Origin of the sequence: Variovorax humicola (assembly GCF_037889915.1) — a bacterium.
GTDB classification, from domain to species: Bacteria; Pseudomonadota; Gammaproteobacteria; order Burkholderiales; family Burkholderiaceae_C; genus Variovorax; species Variovorax humicola.
Map to the genome: position 1 here is coordinate 347,933 of NZ_JBBKZV010000003.1, position 17,643 is coordinate 365,575.

Consider the following 17,643-nt stretch of genomic DNA (forward strand, 5'->3'; position numbering starts at 1 on the left):
CAGCGGCGCCATGAGCGTCCACCGTTTCAAGCGCGACGCGCTGCAGGCCACGCCGTGGAAGAACGGCGGTGGTACCACGCGCGAGATCGCGTGCTGGCCACCGGGTGCGGGGCTCGACAACTTCGACTGGCGCGTGAGCATCGCGACCATTGCCGCCAGCGGGCCGCTCTCGGCGTTCGACGGCGTGGACCGAACCATCATGCTGCTCGACGGCGATGGCGTGTTGCTGCAAGGCGATGGCGTGGCGCATCGGCTGGATCGCCCGAACACGCCCTTCGCGTTCAGCGGCGATGTGCCCCTTGATTGCACCTTGCTCGGCGGCACGTCGAGCGACTTCAATGTGATGAGCCGGCGCGCGACCTGCAAGGCCGACGTGATGGTCATCGAGCATGCGCAAACGCTGGGCGTTGTGCCCGACGGCCTGCTGTTGAGCCTGGCCGGCGGTTGGCGCACCGGTAATGAAACGCTCGCGAGAGGCGAAGGCCTCTGGTGGGCCGACAGCCCCACCTGTTGGGCGCTCGAACCGCTCACGCCCGATGCCAGACTGGTCGCGGTGCGCTGGTCGCTTATTCCGAACTCCTCCACACCAATGAAATGAAATCCTTCGATTCGCTCCCTTCGGCCGATGGGCTCTGGACCGGCCTGCGGGACCTGACCGGCGCCGACACGGCGATCGTCGTCGCGCAAGGCCTGATCCGCTGGATCGGCGCGCGCGACGCGCTGCCGGCCGCGGCTGCCGACCGGCCCTCGCGGGATGGCGGCGGTGCGCTCGTCACGCCCGGCCTGGTCGACTGCCACACGCACCTGGTCTACGGCGGCCAACGTGCCAACGAGTTCGCCATGCGCCTTGCCGGCGCCACCTATGAAGAGGTTGCCAAGGCCGGCGGCGGCATCGTCTCCAGCGTGCGTGCCACGCGCGAGGCGAGCGAGGACGAACTGTTCGCCAGCGCATCCGGGCGCCTGCGAAGCCTGCTGGCCGAAGGCGTCTGCGCCATCGAGATCAAGTCGGGCTACGGTCTTTCGCTGGAACACGAGCGCAAGCAACTTCGGGTGGCGCGACGACTCGGCGAGGCGCATGGCGTCACGGTGCGCACCACCTTTCTGGGCGCGCACGCATTGCCGCCGGAATACGCCGGCCGCAGCGGCGAATACATCGACCGGGTCTGCAACGAGATGATGCCCGCGCTGGCGAAGGAAGGCCTGGTCGATGCGGTCGACGTCTTCTGCGAGCGCATCGCGTTCTCGCTCGAAGAAACCGAACGCGTGTTCCAGGCGGCGAAGGCATTGGGCATTCCGGTCAAGCTGCATGCCGAACAGCTCTCCGACATGGGCGGCTCCGCGCTGGCTGCGCGCCATGGCGCACTCTCCTGCGACCACATCGAGCACCTTTCGCAAGCCGGCATCGACGCAATGCGTGAGTCGGGCACGGTGGCGGTGCTGTTGCCCGGTGCGTTCTACGCATTGCGCGACACCCAGGTGCCGCCGATCGACGCGCTGCGCGCCGCGGGCGTGCCGATGGCCGTATCGACCGACCACAACCCTGGCACCTCGCCGGCGCTGAGCCTGCTGTTGATGGCCAATATGGCCTGCACGCTGTTCCGCCTTACCGTGCCCGAGGCCATCGACGGCATCACGCGGCACGCCGCCCGGGCGCTTGGCTTGCAGGAAACGCACGGCCTGCTCGCGGTGGGGCAGCCTGCGAACTTCGTGCTGTGGAACCTGAAGGAGGCAGCCGAACTGGCCTACTGGTTCGGCCAGCGCCCCGTGCGCACCGTGGTGCGCCAAGGCCGCATCGCGGAAGGCGTTGGTGCGGCGTGACGCGGACGCTCTTTGCCGCCGATGCGCTGCTCCCCTCCGGCTGGGCGAAAGACGTGCTGCTGGCCTGGGACGATGCGGGCCAGCTGACGCGCGTCGAAGCCGGTGCGTCGGCCAGCGCCAACGCGCCGTCTGCAACGGGCCCGCTGGTCCCCGGCATGCCCAACCTGCATTCGCACGCCTTCCAGCGCGCCATCGCCGGCCTCACTGAATTCCGCGGCGAGGCCAACGACAGCTTCTGGAGCTGGCGCACCTTGATGTACCGCTTTGCGTCGCGCCTCGACCCGGTGCAACTGGAAGCGATTGCTTTCGGGCTGTATGTCGAGATGATCGAGGCGGGCTACACCTCGGTCTGCGAGTTCCACTACGTGCACCACGACGTCGACGGCCGGCCCTATGCCGACGATGCCACGCTGTCGCTGGCGCTGTTGCGCGCAGCGCAGCGTGCCGGCATCGGCCTCACGCTGCTGCCGGTGCTCTACCAGGCCAGCGGCTTCGGCGGACTGCCGCCGAACGACGGACAGCGGCGCTTCATTCGCTCGACCGATTCGATGCTGCGGTTGCTCGAACGACTCAAGCCCGCATGCGATGCGCAAGGTGCGCGGCTTGGCCTTGCACCGCATTCGCTGCGCGCCGTGCCGCCCGAAGGGTTGCGCGAGGCACTCGCTGGCCTGAACGCGATCGATGCGACCGCGCCCGTCCACATCCACATCGCCGAGCAAACGAAGGAGGTCGACGACTGCATCGCCTGGAGCGGCCAGCGCCCCGTCGAATGGCTGCTCGATCACGCCGACGTCGACGCCCGCTGGTGCCTGGTGCACGCCACGCACATGGACGCCGACGAATACCGCCGCGCGGCAGCGAGCGGCGCGGTGGCTGGCCTGTGCCCCACCACGGAAGCCAACCTCGGCGACGGCATCTTCGACTTGCCGCGATGGCACGGCGCATGGGGTGTCGGTTCCGACAGCCACGTCTGCGTCAATGCCGCCGAGGAATTGCTGATGCTCGAATACAGCCAGCGCCTCGCCACGCGCCAGCGAAATGTCGCGGCAGATACATCGCAGCCGCAGGTTGCCACGGCGATGACGATGCGGGCGGTCGAGGGCGGTGCACGGGCTTCGGGTCGCCCGGTCGCCGGCCTCGCGGTGGGCCAGCAAGCCGACTTCATCGCGCTCGATCCGACGCACGCGGCGTTGGCCGGCCTGCCGGCGTCCGACATGCTGTCGTCGCATGTCTTCGCCAGCCATCGCACCAGCGCCATCGATGCCGTCTGGATCGCGGGCCAGGCGCGCGTGCATTCGGGTCGACATATCCTTCACGACAGCGCGACCGCCGGATTCATCGCCGCGCGCCGTCAATTGCTGAACACACCATGAGCCTTTTTCAAACCACCGAGCCGCCGTTCCGTTTCCGCCAGGGCACGCGCCCCTTGCTGATCTCGATGCCGCACGTGGGCACCCATGTGCCGCCGCCATTGGCGTCGCGCTTCACTGCCGAAGCGCGCCATGTGCCCGACACGGACTGGCACCTGGAGCGGCTCTACGACTTTGCGGACGAGCTCGGCGCGTCGGTGCTGGTCGCCACGCATTCGCGCTACGTGGTCGACCTGAACCGGCCGCCGGACGACCAGAACCTCTACCCCGGCCAGGACACCACGGGACTGTGTCCCGTCGACACTTTCGACAAGACACCGATCTATTCGGCTGGCGACCTGCCCGGCAAGGTCGAGATTGCCGCACGCCGCGATGCCATCTGGCTGCCGTACCACACGCAGCTGCAGACCGAGCTTGCGCGCCTCAAGGCCGGGCACGGCACGGTCGCGCTGTGGGATGCGCACTCCATCCGCTCGGTGCTGCCGCGCTTCTTCGCCGGCAAACTGCCCGACCTCAACCTCGGCACGGCCAACGGCGCCAGCTGCGACGCTTCGCTGGCCCTCACGCTGCAAGGCATTGCCACCTCGGCGTCCGGCTACACGGGCGTGCTCAACGGTCGCTTCAAGGGCGGCTACATCACGCGCCAGTACGGCAATCCGTCAGGCGGCGTGCATGCAGTTCAACTGGAGATGACGCAGTCGAGCTACATGCAGGAATCCTTGCCGTTCGACTATTTGCCCGGTGTGGCCATGCGCGTGCAGCCGCATGTAAGACGAATGGTTGAAGCCGTGCTGGCTTTTGTCGAAGCTCGCTGAAAAGCGTCGTCCAAGCGCCCTGGCCTCGCAGTTTGCGAGGTCTTTTTTCAACGCGATGCAATCGATGAAATCGTGGTGTCGGCCGTCCGCCACGATTGTCAGAAAAGTGTAAAACGCGCGGCTAACATCGCGCCGCGCGCAAGCGGGTCGAGCCGATGCAGCGCGCCGGCGCACCGCGCTGCAACCACTAGCCAAGGGGAATCTGCTCATATGGATCGACGTTCTTTTGTTCGAGGGACTGGTGCGGGCGTTGCACTGGGATGTGCCTCCGCTGTGCATGCCGCCTTCGAGCCCGGCGCCGTCGCCGACACGATCAACATCGGCCAAAGCGCCGTGCTCAGCGGCACGCTGGGCCCCAGCGTCCAGCTCATGCAAGCCGGCGCGCGCCTGGTGTTCGACGAGGTGAACGCGCAGGGTGGCATCGCGGACCGCAAGCTGAAACTGATCCCGCTCGACGACGCCTTCGATCCTGCGAAGGCCCAGGCCAACTATCAGACGCTGATCCAGAAACACAATGTCCTTGCGTGCTTCTGCGGCGTGGGCGCTGCCGCGACGCTGGCGGGCCTGGGCCCTCTGCGCGCCAGCGGCACGCCCCTGGTCGGCGCGACTGCGGTGGTGGACTCGGTGCGCGACAAGTCCGAAGGCGTCGCCTACTACACCCGGGCCAGCCAGCAGCGGGAGGCGAGGGCGCTGGTGCGGCATCTGGCCACCGTGGGCATTCAACGGATCGCGGTCGGTCATATCGGGACGCCGGGCGGCGAGGAGGTGTTGTCCCAGGTCAAGGACGCAGCGGCGAAATCCAATATCACCGTGGTCGGCGCAGTGCCTGTGGCGCCCGATGCCAGCAATACCGCCGCGGCGGGCAAGTCGCTGGCGCAACTGCAGGCTCAGGCGGTCATCCTGTACCTGACCGCCGCGCCGGCCGCGGCCCTCGTGCAGGCGGTCTGGGCCAGCGGGGCCGCGCCTTCGTTCTACGGCATGTCGATCCTGGCAGGCGAGGTCGCGGCCAAGCTCCTGGGGGAGAAGTCGCGCGGCATCGCAATCTCGCAAGTCACACCCTATCCCTGGGACGGCGCCGAAGCGGATGCCATCCGCTACCGCCAGTCGGCCGAAAAGGCCAAGGTTCCCGTGGGGTATCACAGCTACGAGGGGTACATCTCCGCCAGGGTGCTCGTCCAGGCCATTCGGCTGGCCGGCCGTGACCCGACGCGCGCCGGTCTTCATGCCAGTCTTCGCAGGCTCAGGACGCGCGTGGCGACGCTCGACGTCGACTTCAGTTCGGGCCGGACCACGGGCGTGGAGTTCGTCGAGCTGGTGCAAGTACGCAGCGACGGCCGCTACGTCCGCTGAAGGCGCGAATCTTTCTACTGCGGCCACCGATCTCGGGCCTGCGCTGCTCGCCGTACCGACGTACGGCTGCGCTGCTCGGCCCGACCTCGGCGCCCTCGCTACGAAATCTTCGCGCCTTCAGAGCCGGGGGTGAGTGAAAGAGGGTCTTGGGGGGCTTTCTACAATCCGGGGCATGGAGCCCATCGTCTACACCCGCGGGCAGGCACTGCCTGCCATCCTCGCCCAACGCATCGCCATCCTCGACGGCGCGATGGGCACGATGATCCAGCGCTTCAAGCTCAACGAAGCGCAGTACCGCGGCGAGCGCTTCAAGGACTTCGAGCGCGACGTGAAGGGCAACAACGAGTTGCTGTCGCTCACGCGGCCCGACGTGATCCGCGACATCCACGAGGCCTACCTTGCAGCCGGCGCCGACCTGATCGAGACCAACACCTTCGGCGCGACCAGGATCGCGCAGGAGGACTACAAGATGGCGCACCTGGCGCGCGAGATGAACCTGGAGTCCGCCAGGCTCGCCCGTGCGGCCTGCGACAAGTTCAGCACGCCGGACAAGCCGCGCTTCGTCGCCGGCGCCCTCGGCCCGACGCCCAAGACGGCCAGCATCAGCCCCGACGTGAACGATCCGGGCGCGCGCAATGTCGACTTCGAATCGCTGCGCGCCGCGTACTACGAGCAGACCGAAGCGTTGGTCGAAGGCGGCGCCGACGTGATCCTGGTCGAGACGATCTTCGACACGCTCAACGCCAAGGCCGCGCTGTTCGCGGTCGACGAATACTTCGACAACTCGGGCCAGCGCCTGCCGTTGATCATCAGCGGCACCGTCACCGATGCCTCGGGCCGCATTCTCAGCGGCCAGACCGTCACCGCCTTCTGGCACAGCGTGCGCCATGCGCGCCCGCTGGCGGTGGGACTCAATTGCGCGCTCGGCGCAGCGCTGATGCGGCCCTACATCCAGGAGCTTTCGAAGGTGGCGGGCGATACCTTCATCAGCTGTTATCCGAACGCCGGCCTGCCCAATCCGATGAGCGACACCGGCTTCGACGAGACGCCGGCCGACACGTCCCGGCTGCTGCGTGAGTTCGCGGCCGAAGGGCTGGTCAATATCGTCGGCGGCTGCTGCGGCACCACGCCGGACCACATTGCAGCCATCCGTCAGGCGGTCGCGCCGCTCGCGCGACGCGGAGGGGCATGAACCCCCCCGAAGCGCCTGCGGCGCCTCCCCCTCGAGGGGGCGCACCCGGCGGCCCGGCAAAGCCGGTTCCGCGGGTGCCCACGAACAGACCTCGCGAGGCTCTTACTGCGTTCATGCGTCGCGGAATGAAACACCGCCGAAGCGCCTGCGGCGCCTCCTCCTCCAAGGGGGCACACCCAGCGGCCGCGGTATCCCTGGCATCTCACTGCGCCGGTTTCAGGCGTAGCGGGTCACGCGATAGCGTGGTGGAAAACTGAAGTGAGAAGCCGAAACCCCTCCGGGACGCCGCTCCTGCCGCCGGCGTGATGTGAAGCAGGCGTAAAGCCCGTCGCAAGAGCGCGCCGCCGTCCACGCTGCGCGCTGGCGAGGCGTTGACTGTCAAGGCAAGTGTCCAACCGTCGATTGACATTTTCTGAACGGACGGCCTACCCTGACCCGCAAAGGAACAATTCCATGAGCAACATCTTCGGCATGCGATGGATCGGCATCGGGACGCTCGCGCTGGCGCTCCCGCTCGTGGCAGCGGCCCAGCAGGCCTACACCCGCGGGTCGGTCAACCTTCGGGCCGGCCCTTCCAACCAATACCCGTTGATTACGCGACTGGCGCCCGGCCTGCCGGTCACTGTTGTCGGATGCACCGGTGGCTATGGCTGGTGCGATGTGGTCCTGTCCGACGGCTTGCGTGGCTGGGCGGCGGCAACGCGGCTCGTGTATCCCTACGGCGGCGCATCGGTGCCGCTGGCCAGCTACGGAGCGACCATCGGCGTGCCGATCGTCGCATTCAGCATAGGCAGCTACTGGGGCAACTATTACCGCGACCGCCCGTGGTACGGCGAACCTCGCTGGTGGGGTGGCCGGCCGCCGCCGCCGCCCGTGCCCGGCTGGCGCCCCCCGCCGCCGCCGCACGCAGGCTGGGCACCGCGCCCGCCCGGTCCGGGCTATGCACCGGGCCCCGGCTATGGGCACCCGGGCTACTCCGGCCCCCGCCACGGCTACGACCCTCGTTCTGGCTACGACCGTCGTTCTGGTTACGACCCTCGCCCGGGACAGGTCCCTCATCCAGGCTCCGCCCCGAACCCCGGCCGGCCACCCGTACCGGGCCAACCGCCGCAGCCGGGATCCCCGCCGGGACAAGTGACGATACCGATGAAGCCGTTTGCGCCGGGCGTGCCGGCGAACCAGTTCTGATCGCGATCAGCCGTCCCCCGTCAGCGCATCCTTGCCGGCGCGCTGGATCAACTGGATGAAGCGCTGCGCGCCCAGGCCGAGCGGCCGCTCGCGCGACCAGACCACGTCGACCCAGAGGTCGAGCCCGTTCGAGAGGTTGTCGAACTCAATCTCTACCAGCGCGCCCGTGGCCACGTGCGGCTGCACGAAGCTGCGCGGCAGCCAGCCCCAGCCGACGCCGGCAGTGATCAGGCTTAGCGCGGCCAGCGCGTTGTCGCTGCGCCAGGTGTGGCGGGCGAACACGAAGCGCGGGTCGCGCGACGCCAGGTCGCGGCCCGCGACCACCACCTGCCGCGTGTTGATCAGGTGCTGCTCGCCCATCCGGCTGCCGGCCGCGACGTACCCGGGATGGTTCGGCGCGATCACTGCCACCAGCACCTCGCTTGCCACCTCCTGAAAGCCCTCGCGCCCGTCGATGCTGGGGCGCTCGAAGACCAGCGCGAGCTGGGCGCGCCCGGTGTGCAGCATCTCCAGCGCATCGGCCTGCGGCGCGGCCAGCACTTCGACCTCTAGCAGCGGATGCTCGCTCGCCAGTGCGGCGAGTGGCGCGCTCCAGGGGGCCGACAGCAGTTCGGGCGCGATCGCCAGCGTCAGGCGGTTCTCCAGTCCCTGCGTCAGCCCTAGCGCCTGCACCTGCAGCGCCTTGAGTTGCGCGGCCAGCAGCCGCGCCTGCGGTTCGAGCGAGCGGGCGGCCGCCGTCGGCCGGGGCTCGCGGCCGGATCGGTCGAACAGCGGCAGGTCGAGTTCGGCCTCGAGTTGCGCGACGGCCATGCTGACCGCCGACGGCACCCGCCCGAGCGAGCGAGCCGCCGCCGAGAACGAGCCATGGTCGAGGACGGCGAGGAAGAGTTCGACGGAGTCGCTGGTGAAGGCCATGGGCTGATCTATCAACAAAACTGAAAGAAGATGACTTTTTATATCAGCAAAACTCCAATAAAGTCAGGTCATTCCCGCAATTCACCGGTATTGCTCCATGCAAGGCATCCAGCGCAAAGTCATCTACCTCGGCCTCTACGAAGGCCTCGCGATCGCGTGTTCGAGCGTGGGCCTGTCGCTGATGTCGGGCGAGGGGCTCGCGCATTCCGGCGCGCTGGCCGCCGTGATGTCGGCCATTGCGCTGGCGTGGAACCTGGCGTTCACCTTCGTTTTCGAGCTGTGGGAGTCGCGCCAGGCGACGCACGGCCGCAGCCTTGGCCGGCGCGTGGCGCACGCCATCGGGTTCGAAGGCGGGCTGGTGCTGCTGCTGGTGCCGCTGGTGGCTTGGTGGCTCGATGTGTCGATGTGGCAGGCGCTCGTCATGGACATCGGCCTGATGCTGTTCTTCCTGGTCTACACCTTCGCGTTCAACTGGGGATTCGATCGCGTGTTCGGACTGCCGACCTCGGCAATGGGCCGGAAGGTGCAGGCGGCCTGATCTGCCGGGGCGCCGCAACGGCGCGGCCTGTGGAGCGGGCGGCGCTGGCCCCCAGAGTGACGCAGCCGGGGCGAGGGCTTAAAATCGCCGGCTCCCAAGGAGCGTTGCAACATCCCCGTGCGGGCATGTCAGGCTTGGGATTTTCCAGGTCTTATTCGCAACGACGCTCACCTGCTGACCCGATTCACACAGGTGAGTGCCCATGTCCTCCACAACCACCGCTTCCGTCGCCGTTTCTCCCATGCTGCTTTCCGGCCTCGAGCCGGTCACCATCGGCGAGGGCTCGCTGTTCGTCAACATCGGCGAGCGCACCAACGTCACCGGCTCCAAGGCCTTCGCTCGGATGATCCTGAACGGCCAGTTCGAGGAAGCGCTGGCCGTGGCGCGCCAGCAGGTCGAGAACGGTGCGCAGGTGATCGACGTGAACATGGACGAGGCCATGCTCGACAGCAAGGCCGCGATGGTGCGCTTCCTGAACCTGATCGCGAGCGAGCCCGACATCGCACGCGTGCCGATCATGGTGGACAGCTCCAAGTGGGAAGTCATCGAGGCGGGGCTGCGCTGCATCCAGGGCAAGGGCATCGTCAACTCGATCTCGATGAAGGAGGGCGTGGAGCAGTTCAAGCACCATGCCAAGCTGCTGCGCCGCTACGGCGCGGCTGCCGTGGTGATGGCCTTCGACGAAAAGGGCCAGGCCGACACCTACGAGCGCAAGACCGAGATCTGCGAGCGGGCCTACCGCATCCTCGTCGACGAGATCGGCTTTCCGCCGGAAGACATCATCTTCGACCCGAACATCTTCGCGGTGGCCACGGGTATCGAGGAGCACAACAACTACGCGGTCGACTTCATCGAGGCGACGCGCTGGATCAAGCAGAACCTGCCGGGCGCCAAGGTGTCGGGCGGCGTGTCGAACGTCAGCTTTTCCTTCCGCGGCAACGACCCGGTGCGCGAAGCCATCCACACCGTGTTCCTGTACCACGCGATCAAGGCCGGAATGGACATGGGCATCGTCAACGCCGGCATGGTCGGCGTCTACGACGACCTGGAGCCGACGCTGCGCGAGCGCGTGGAAGACGTGATCCTGAACAGAAGGCCCGATGCCGGCGAGCGCCTCGTCGAGGTCGCCGAAACCGCGAAGAGCGGCGCCAAGGACGAGAGCAAGAAGCTCGAATGGCGCGGTACGCCGGAGGCGCCGCAGACCGTCGGCCAGCGCCTGAGCCACGCGCTGGTGCACGGGATCACCGACTTCATCGTCGAAGACACCGAGGAGGCGTACCAGGACATCCTGAAGAAGGGCGGGCGCCCGCTGCACGTCATCGAAGGCCCGCTGATGGACGGCATGAACATCGTGGGCGACCTGTTCGGCCAGGGCAAGATGTTCCTGCCGCAGGTCGTGAAGTCGGCCCGCGTGATGAAGCAGGCCGTGGCCCACCTCATTCCCTACATCGAGGAAGAAAAGCGCCAGGACGAAGCGGCCGGGCGCGACGTGCGCAGCAAGGGCAAGATCGTCATCGCCACCGTGAAGGGCGACGTGCACGACATCGGCAAGAACATCGTCACCGTCGTGCTCCAGTGCAACAACTTCGAGGTGGTGAACATGGGCGTGATGGTCCCCTGCCACGAGATCCTGGCGAAGGCCAAGGTCGAGGGCGCGGACATCGTGGGCCTGTCGGGCCTGATCACGCCGAGCCTCGAGGAGATGCAGTACGTGGCCGGCGAGATGCAGAAGGACGACCACTTCCGCATCAAGAAGATCCCGCTGATGATCGGCGGCGCCACCACCAGCCGCGTGCACACGGCCGTGAAGATCGCGCCGCACTACGAAGGCCCGGTGGTGTACGTGCCCGATGCCTCGCGCAGCGTGAGCGTGGCGCAGTCGCTGCTTTCCGACCAGGCCAGCAAGTTCATCGACGAGGTCAACGCCGACTACGTCAAGGTGCGCCACCAGCACGCCAACAAGAAGCAGGTGCCGCTGTGGCCGCTGGCCAAGGCGCGCGCCAACAAGACGCCGGTCGACTGGTCCGCTTTCACGCCGACAGTGCCCAAGTTCATCGGCCGCCGCGTGTTCAAGAACTTCGACCTGACCGAGCTTGCCAAGTACATCGACTGGGGCCCGTTCTTCCAGACCTGGGACCTGGCCGGGCCGTTCCCCGCGATCCTGAAGGACGAGGTCGTGGGCACCGAGGCCGTGCGCGTCTATGCGGATGCCAAGCGCATGCTGCAGCGCCTCATCGAAGGCCGCTGGCTCAGCGCCAGCGGCGTGGTCGGCTTCTGGCCGGCCAATACGGTGAACGACGACGACATCGTCCTGTACACCGACGAGTCGCGCACCGAAGTCGCGCTGACCTGGTACGGCATGCGCCAGCAGACCGAGAAGCAAATCATCGACGGCGTGATGCGCCCGAGCCGCTGCCTGGCCGACTTCGTCGCGCCGAAGGACAGCGGCATCGCGGACTACGTCGGCATGTTCGCCGTGACCGCGGGCCTGGGCGTCGAGAAGAAGGAGAAGTACTTCATCGACGACCTCGACGACTATTCCGCCATCATGCTCAAGGCCCTGGCCGACCGTCTGGCCGAGGCCTTTGCCGAAGCCATGCACCATCGCGTGCGCACCGATCTCTGGGGCTATTCAAGCCATGAAACCCTGAGCAACGACGAGATGATTGCCGAGAAGTACCGCGGCATCCGCCCCGCGCCCGGCTATCCGGCTTGCCCGGACCACAGCGTCAAGGGCCCGATGTTCGACCTGCTGCATTGCAACGACATCGGCATGCGCGTGACCGAGAGCCTCGCGATGCTGCCGGCGGCCAGCGTGAGCGGCTTCTATCTTGCGCACCCGGACGCCACGTATTTCAACGTCGGCAAGATCGGCCATGACCAGTTGGTGGACCATGCGCAGCGGCGCCGGGCCAGCGAGGCCGATCTCGAGCGCCTGCTGGCGCCGAACCTTTAGATGAAACACCCCCGAAGCGCCCGCGGCCTCCCCCTCGGGGGGCGAAATCGGTGGCCCGGCAAAGCCGGTTCCACGGTATCCCTGGCATTCGACAGCGCCGGTTTCGTTCGTCATCGGTCATGCAGAAGCGTCGTGGAAACTCACATCACACCGATCCGGGAGCTGTTATCCAGAAGTTGATATTCGCATTGACGCACTACGCTGCGTTTGCCGTCATCGTGGCGGCGTGTTGGGGTGTCGGGCAGGCAGCGTTGTCCCGCATGGCCCCGCCGGCGCAGCGTGATCGCTGGCTCGAGTGGGCGATGGCCACTTCGCTCGGGCTCGGCATTTTCGTGGTCGCGATGCAGGGGCTGGGGCTGGCTGGCGTGCTGCGGCCGGCGCCGGTGTTGGCGCTAGTCGCGCTCGGCGTGATCGCCGCGGCGCTGCAGTTTCGCGGCTGGCGGCGGCGGGATTTCGCAGCATCGCCCACGGTCACCACGATCGACCGCTATGCGCTGGCCGGACTCGCGCTGGCGGCGTTTCCCACCCTGTCAGCGCCGCTCGCGCCCCCGGTGACATTCGACGAAATCATGTATCACCTGCCCTATGCGCGGCAGGTCGCGGAAAGCGGGCGGCTGGGCGTCTACGAATGGCTGCGCTATCCCTGGTTTCCCTACAACTACGACCTGCTCTTCGCGGCCGTGCTGCAGGTCTACGACGACGTGTTCACGCACCTGGTGCATGCGCTGGCGGGTTGGCTCTCGGTGCTGGTGATCTACCGGCTCGGCCTGATGTACGTGAACCGGCTGGTGGCTTGCATGGGTGCCGCGATCTGGCTGTTCATGGGCCAGTATGAAAGCGCGTACATCGACATGGCGGTGTCCCTGTTCGTCCTGGCGGCCTTTGTCGCGCTCTGGTGGTGGCGCGATGCGGCCTCGCCTGACAAGGCGCCGACGGACCGTGGCGTGCGCTGGCTCGCGTTGTCGGCCTTCTTGCTCGGGCTGGCGGCGGGCTCGAAGTACCAGGCGCTGACCTTCCTGCCGCTGGTCGGTTTGATCGTGCTGCCGCGCGAGCGGCGGCCACAGGTCTGGCTGCTGGCCGTGGCTTGCTTCCTGCTGCCCTGCATCTATTGGTATGTACGCAATGCGGTGATGACGGGCGATCCGTTCAACCCGCTGGGCGCGCACATCTTCGGCTTCACCAACTGGAACGAGGCCGACTACCAGCATCAGCTCGTCGACGTGCAGGAGAACCATTCGAACCCGCCCAACGGCGTGCTGTGGGCGGTACTGCTCGCGCCGTTCGGCGTGGCCGCGAAGCGATCGCCGGCAGTGCGCGGCGGCTTGCTGTTCTGCGGCTGGTCGCTGCTGGTCTGGGGCGTGACCTCGCGCTATCCGCGCTACCTCACGCCGTCCTTGCCGCTGATCGCGCTGATGGCGGCCGTCGGCTGGCATCAACTCGGTCTCTGGATCGGCCATGCCTGGCGCGCACGCCGCGCAGCCCGCGCGGGCCCCGCCGCCGCCGCCGCGTCGGCCCGCACGTGGACGCAGGTCATCGGCGCACTGGCGCTGCTGCCGCTGGCCGCGGCATGCGTGTATCACTCGGCGCGAAACGTGCGCGAGATCTCGCCGACGCCTGAGAGCCGCGAGGCCTTTTTCCTTCGGCGCGTGCCCGGCTACGAGGTGCTGCACTACTTGCGCGAGCATCCGGTCGAAGGCAAGACGTACCAGGTGATGCTGAACGACTCTCTCTACTTTGCGCCGGATCGGGTGTACGGCGATGTGTTCGGCCCCTGGCGCTACGCCGACTACATCATGCTGCCGGCGGATGAACTGGCCCGCAAACTGCATGCACAGGACTTCGGCAGCATCGTCATCCAGACGGCGCTTGCCCCTTACATTCACACCAAACCCGAATTCGACCGCCACTTCCGCCTGATCCTCGAAAAGGACGGCGTCAGGGCCTACCGCATCCTTCCCATCGAGCCATGACCGAGCCATCCGCCCGCACGCCTGCATTGCCTGCACTTCGTGTGGCCGCCGTCATCCCTTGCTACAACGAGGCGCTGGCCATCGGCCAGGTCATCGCCGACTTCCGGGCGCTGCTGCCTGAAGCCGAGATCCACGTCTTCGACAACGACTCCAGCGACGACACGGCCGCCGTCGCCACCGCGGCCGGCGCGCACGTGACGCACGTGGCCCTGCGCGGCAAGGGCAACGTGGCGCGGCGCATGTTCGCGGACGTCGAGGCCGACGTGTATGTGATGGTCGACGGCGATGCCACCTACGACATGAGCAACGTGAGGCAAATGGTCGACATGCTCGTGGCCGGCAATCTCGACATGGTCGTGGGCACCCGCGTCGACGATCCGCAGGACGACCAGACCTACCGGCGCGGCCATCGCTTCGGCAACGCGCTGCTGACGGGTTCGGTGGCCTGGCTGTTCGGCAGCGGCTTCACCGACATGCTCTCGGGCTTCCGGGTGTTCTCGCGCCGCTATGCCAAGTCGTTCCCGGCGCTGGCGAAAGGCTTCGAGATCGAGACCGAACTGACCGTGCACGCGCTGGAATTGCGCATGCCCTACGCGGAGCTGCCGTGCCGCTATCTGGCGCGGCCCGAGGGTTCGGAAAGCAAGCTCTCCACCTACCGCGACGGCTGGCGCATCATGCGCACCATCACGCGGCTGTTCATCAGCGAGCGGCCGCTGGATTTCTTCTCGCTCGTGGCCACGGTGTTGTTCCTGACGTCGCTCGTGTTGGTTGAGCCGTTGGTGCTCACTTACCTGGAAACCGGCCTGGTCCCGCGGCTGCCGACCGCCGTGCTGGTCACCGGCATCATGCTGGGCGCCATGCTGTCGCTGGTGTGCGGCATCGTGCTGAACACCGTGACCATCGGGCGGCAGGAAGCCAAGCGACTGCGTTACCTGGTGATTCCCGGCGTGCTGTCGGCCGCGCAGGCCGCAGCACGCGACGCCCGCCGCCGATGAAGGGTGCGCGCAGCTTCGCCTGGTTCCTCGTCGCAGGTGTGGTGGGGTTGGTGGTCGACGTGGTCGTGCTGTATTTGTTCGCGCCGCTGCTTGGGTGGTACGTGGCGCGCGTGCTGTCGTTCCTGTCGGCCGCGACCGTCACGTGGCTGATGAACCGGAGCTTCGCCTTCGCAGGCTCAGTGCGGCACGAATCGCTGCTGCGCGAATACCTGTCGTATCTGACGGCGATGCTGGGTGGTGCGGCGGTCAACTACGCGGTGTACGTGGTGGTGTTGCACTGGCTCGCCGGCGCGTGGGTAGCGGCGCTGGGCGTGGCGCTGGGCAGCCTGTCGGGGCTTGCCGTCAACTTCCTGTCGGCGCGCTATCTGGTGTTCAAGGCGCACCGGACGCGGTAGCGTCCGCGCATGGCTTTTCCGAATGCCGCCATCACCCGCACGCTGAGCACGCTCGCTCTGCCGCTGCGCCCGTTGCTGCCGCTGTGGCGCGCGGCGATGCTGTGGAACGAGGCCGAAGGCCTGCGCATGAGTGCCGCGATGTCGTTCTACGGCATCCTGAGCCTGGCGCCCCTGCTGGTGCTGCTGGTCGCGGTGCTTGGCTGGTGGCTGGACCGCAATTACGTCGAGACCAAGCTCATCGCCGAGATCAGCTCGGTGGTCGGCCAGCGCGGCGCCGAGGTCATCCAGCAGGCTATCGAGAGCGCGCAGAAGCCGAAGGAGGGAATCATTGCGTCGGTGATCGCCTTCGGCCTGCTGATCTCGGGCGCCACCGGCGTGTTTGCCGAACTGCAGTCGGCCATCGAAAGGCTGTGGCGACATGGCGGCGAGGCGGCGCCCAAGGTGCCCTGGTGGTATGCGGCATCGCTGAGGCTGCGCGGGCTCGGCTACATCCTGGCGTTCGGTTTCCTGCTGATGGTGTCGCTGGCCGTGACCACCGCGCTGAACATGATCACCGGTTGGGCGGGCAACTGGCTGCCGCTGGAATGGCTGCTGAAGCTGCTCAACGAATCGCTGTCGTTCATCTTCGTCACGGCCCTGTTCGCGGCGCTGATGCGGCTCAGCAGCGGGCCGAAGCCGGCGATGCGTTTTTTGATACTGGGCGGGGCGGTCGGCGCGATCCTGTTCACGCTCGGCAAGCACGTGCTGGCGTTCTACCTGTCGACTGCGGCGGTGGTGTCGGCCTATGGCGCGGCAGGGTCGCTGGTGGTGCTATTGATGTGGATCTACTTTTCGTCGGCGATCCTGCTCTTCTCCGCCGGCGTGGCGCGGGCGGTGTCGGACGATGCCAGGGCTCGCGCGCAGCGGGCCGAAGGCGCGTCAGTGGCCGCCTGACACCACCACCGGGATTTCCGTCGCAGGCGGCGTGTTGCGGCTGCGCCCGCAACGCACGATGCCGTCGATCATCACCATGCCGACGCCGGGGATATCGCCGAGCTGCACGCTCTCCAGCAAGCCCTTCGCGGGCGAATGCTGCGCGCGGTCCATGAAGACGAAATCCGCATCGCGGCCCACTTCGATGAGCCCGCAGTTGAGCTTGCGGATGCGCGCCGTGTTGCCGGTCGCAAAGCAGAACACCAGCTCCGCCGGGATGTTCGCAATGGACGACAGCATCGCCACCATGCGAAGGATGCCCAGCGGCTGCACGCCGGAGCCCGCAGGTCCGTCGGTGCCGAGGATCACGCGGTGCGGGCACTTCAGTTCGAGCGCAGCCTTCGCCGCCGCGATGGCGACCTTCTCGTTGCCGTTGTGCACGATCTCGATGGCGCGCGACGACTTCTCGCACAGCTCGCACACGTGCGCCTCGGGCAGCGCGGTGTGGCCGCCGTTGATGTGGCCGATGATGTCGGCGTCGGCTTCGAGCACCACGTCCTTGTCGATGAGCCCGGAGCCCGGGATCGACGGCCCGCCCGTGTGGATGGTGCTCTGGATGCCGTACTTGCGCGCCCAGGCCACCATCTCCCTGGCCTCATAGCCGGCCTTGACCGAGCCCAGGCCCACTTCGCCCAGCAGGCCCACGCCGGCCTCGGCCAGTTCCCTGAAGTCGCTCTCGACCATGCCCTTCTCGATGACCGGCGCACCGGCCAGCACCTTCACGCCGCCGGGGCGGAAGTTGTCGAAAGCGCGCTGCGCGGTGATGGCCAGCGCCTTCAGGCCGACGATGTCCTTCGGCCGGCCGGGCAGGTGCACCTCGCCCGCCGAGATCATCGTGGTGACGCCGCCGTTCATGGTCGAGTCGATCCAGCCGAGCTGGCTCTGGCGCGGCGTCCAGTCGCCGAACACCGGATGCACGTGGCTGTCGATGAGACCTGGCGCGACGCAGGTCTGCTTGCAGTCGATGACGGTCTGCGCGCCTTCGATGTCGCAGTCCTTCTGCTTGCCGACGGCGACGATGAGCCCGTCGTTCACCACGATGGTGTCGGCATCGAGGATGGGCTTGTCGATGTCGCCCGAGAGAAGAAGTCCGATGTTGCGGATGACGACCTTGCCGGATTTCGCGCCTGCTGCGGCTTCTGCCATGGTGTTGACCTCTTCGTGGGGTG

At 67.2% G+C, this 17,643-nt stretch carries 15 protein-coding genes and 1 riboswitch; of the genes, 13 read left to right on the forward strand and 2 right to left on the reverse strand.

The features are described 5' to 3' along the window. The first annotated feature begins 10 nt into the window (after positions 1-10). The 7 genes from WKW80_RS08590 (at position 11) to WKW80_RS08620 (ending at position 7,733) form a co-directional block, all read left to right on the forward strand. Positions 11-598 (forward strand): HutD/Ves family protein, encoded by a 588-nt coding sequence (locus tag WKW80_RS08590; RefSeq protein ID WP_340363137.1) that lies wholly within the window; start codon positions 11-13, stop codon positions 596-598. Beyond that, positions 595-1,818 (forward strand): imidazolonepropionase, encoded by a 1,224-nt coding sequence (hutI, locus tag WKW80_RS08595; protein WP_340363138.1) that lies wholly within the window; start codon positions 595-597, stop codon positions 1,816-1,818. Before WKW80_RS08590 ends, hutI begins: the two co-directional genes overlap by 4 nt. Continuing rightward, positions 1,815-3,191, forward strand: coding sequence for a formimidoylglutamate deiminase (locus WKW80_RS08600; protein ID WP_340363139.1), 1,377 nt, complete (start codon positions 1,815-1,817; stop codon positions 3,189-3,191). The genes hutI and WKW80_RS08600 overlap by 4 nt, the downstream gene beginning before the upstream one ends. After that, positions 3,188-4,003: an N-formylglutamate deformylase gene (gene hutG / locus WKW80_RS08605; protein WP_340363140.1), complete on the forward strand. Its 816-nt coding sequence runs from the start codon at positions 3,188-3,190 to the stop codon at positions 4,001-4,003. Before WKW80_RS08600 ends, hutG begins: the two co-directional genes overlap by 4 nt. Positions 4,004-4,213: 210 nt before the next feature. Further along, entirely contained in the window at positions 4,214-5,353 is a 1,140-nt protein-coding gene (locus WKW80_RS08610; protein ID WP_340363141.1) for an ABC transporter substrate-binding protein, read from the forward strand. A 172-nt stretch (positions 5,354-5,525) separates the two neighbouring features. Further along, complete coding sequence (locus tag WKW80_RS08615; RefSeq protein WP_340363142.1) at positions 5,526-6,545, forward strand: homocysteine S-methyltransferase family protein; 1,020 nt, start codon at positions 5,526-5,528, stop codon at positions 6,543-6,545. 453 nt (positions 6,546-6,998) lie between these two features. Further along, positions 6,999-7,733, forward strand: coding sequence for an SH3 domain-containing protein (locus WKW80_RS08620; protein WP_340363143.1), 735 nt, complete (start codon positions 6,999-7,001; stop codon positions 7,731-7,733). A gap of 6 nt (positions 7,734-7,739) precedes the next feature. On the opposite strand, the gene WKW80_RS08625 is transcribed toward WKW80_RS08620, so the two are convergent. Then, positions 7,740-8,648 (reverse strand): LysR family transcriptional regulator, encoded by a 909-nt coding sequence (locus WKW80_RS08625; RefSeq protein ID WP_340363144.1) that lies wholly within the window; start codon positions 8,646-8,648, stop codon positions 7,740-7,742. Positions 8,649-8,745: 97 nt separating this feature from the next. Between WKW80_RS08625 and WKW80_RS08630 the strand changes: the two genes are divergently transcribed. The 6 genes from WKW80_RS08630 (at position 8,746) to WKW80_RS08655 (ending at position 16,435) form a co-directional block, all read left to right on the forward strand. Further along, positions 8,746-9,186, forward strand: coding sequence for a PACE efflux transporter (locus WKW80_RS08630; protein ID WP_340363145.1), 441 nt, complete (start codon positions 8,746-8,748; stop codon positions 9,184-9,186). A gap of 90 nt (positions 9,187-9,276) precedes the next feature. Further along, positions 9,277-9,362, forward strand: a riboswitch (S-adenosyl-L-homocysteine riboswitch). Between the two features lie 65 nt (positions 9,363-9,427). Next, entirely contained in the window at positions 9,428-12,142 is a 2,715-nt protein-coding gene (gene metH, locus WKW80_RS08635) for a methionine synthase (RefSeq protein ID WP_340363180.1), read from the forward strand. A 188-nt stretch (positions 12,143-12,330) separates the two neighbouring features. Continuing rightward, positions 12,331-14,112 (forward strand): ArnT family glycosyltransferase, encoded by a 1,782-nt coding sequence (locus WKW80_RS08640; protein WP_340363146.1) that lies wholly within the window; start codon positions 12,331-12,333, stop codon positions 14,110-14,112. Further along, a complete protein-coding gene (locus WKW80_RS08645) occupies positions 14,109-15,107 on the forward strand; it encodes a glycosyltransferase family 2 protein (RefSeq protein WP_340363147.1) in 999 nt (332 codons plus the stop codon). Before WKW80_RS08640 ends, WKW80_RS08645 begins: the two co-directional genes overlap by 4 nt. Further along, positions 15,104-15,502, forward strand: coding sequence for a GtrA family protein (locus WKW80_RS08650; RefSeq protein ID WP_340363148.1), 399 nt, complete (start codon positions 15,104-15,106; stop codon positions 15,500-15,502). Before WKW80_RS08645 ends, WKW80_RS08650 begins: the two co-directional genes overlap by 4 nt. A 9-nt stretch (positions 15,503-15,511) precedes the next feature. Continuing rightward, on the forward strand, positions 15,512-16,435 hold the full coding sequence (locus tag WKW80_RS08655) for a YihY/virulence factor BrkB family protein (RefSeq protein ID WP_340363149.1): 924 nt from the start codon (positions 15,512-15,514) through the stop codon (positions 16,433-16,435). Here WKW80_RS08655 and WKW80_RS08660 read toward each other — a convergent pair. After that, the gene (locus WKW80_RS08660; RefSeq protein WP_340363150.1) at positions 16,421-17,620 is read right to left on the reverse strand and encodes an amidohydrolase family protein; all 1,200 of its coding nucleotides are present in this window, start codon (positions 17,618-17,620) and stop codon (positions 16,421-16,423) included. The genes WKW80_RS08655 and WKW80_RS08660 overlap by 15 nt on opposite strands. Positions 17,621-17,643 lie beyond the last annotated feature (23 nt).

What these genes read in the sequence shown, in the direction of transcription:
- WKW80_RS08590 (WP_340363137.1), top strand. Translation starts at nt 11, where the DNA reads ATGAGCGTCCACCGTTTCAAGCGCGACGCGCTGCAGGCCACGCCGTGG.
- hutI (WP_340363138.1), top strand. Translation starts at nt 595, where the DNA reads ATGAAATCCTTCGATTCGCTCCCTTCGGCCGATGGGCTCTGGACCGGC.
- hutG (WP_340363140.1), top strand. Translation starts at nt 3,188, where the DNA reads ATGAGCCTTTTTCAAACCACCGAGCCGCCGTTCCGTTTCCGCCAGGGC.
- WKW80_RS08610 (WP_340363141.1), top strand. Translation starts at nt 4,214, where the DNA reads ATGGATCGACGTTCTTTTGTTCGAGGGACTGGTGCGGGCGTTGCACTG.
- WKW80_RS08615 (WP_340363142.1), top strand. Translation starts at nt 5,526, where the DNA reads ATGGAGCCCATCGTCTACACCCGCGGGCAGGCACTGCCTGCCATCCTC.
- WKW80_RS08620 (WP_340363143.1), top strand. Translation starts at nt 6,999, where the DNA reads ATGAGCAACATCTTCGGCATGCGATGGATCGGCATCGGGACGCTCGCG.
- WKW80_RS08625 (WP_340363144.1), bottom strand. Translation starts at nt 8,648, where the DNA reads ATGGCCTTCACCAGCGACTCCGTCGAACTCTTCCTCGCCGTCCTCGAC.
- WKW80_RS08630 (WP_340363145.1), top strand. Translation starts at nt 8,746, where the DNA reads ATGCAAGGCATCCAGCGCAAAGTCATCTACCTCGGCCTCTACGAAGGC.
- metH (WP_340363180.1), top strand. Translation starts at nt 9,428, where the DNA reads ATGCTGCTTTCCGGCCTCGAGCCGGTCACCATCGGCGAGGGCTCGCTG.
- WKW80_RS08645 (WP_340363147.1), top strand. Translation starts at nt 14,109, where the DNA reads ATGACCGAGCCATCCGCCCGCACGCCTGCATTGCCTGCACTTCGTGTG.
- WKW80_RS08650 (WP_340363148.1), top strand. Translation starts at nt 15,104, where the DNA reads ATGAAGGGTGCGCGCAGCTTCGCCTGGTTCCTCGTCGCAGGTGTGGTG.
- WKW80_RS08655 (WP_340363149.1), top strand. Translation starts at nt 15,512, where the DNA reads ATGGCTTTTCCGAATGCCGCCATCACCCGCACGCTGAGCACGCTCGCT.
- WKW80_RS08660 (WP_340363150.1), bottom strand. Translation starts at nt 17,620, where the DNA reads ATGGCAGAAGCCGCAGCAGGCGCGAAATCCGGCAAGGTCGTCATCCGC.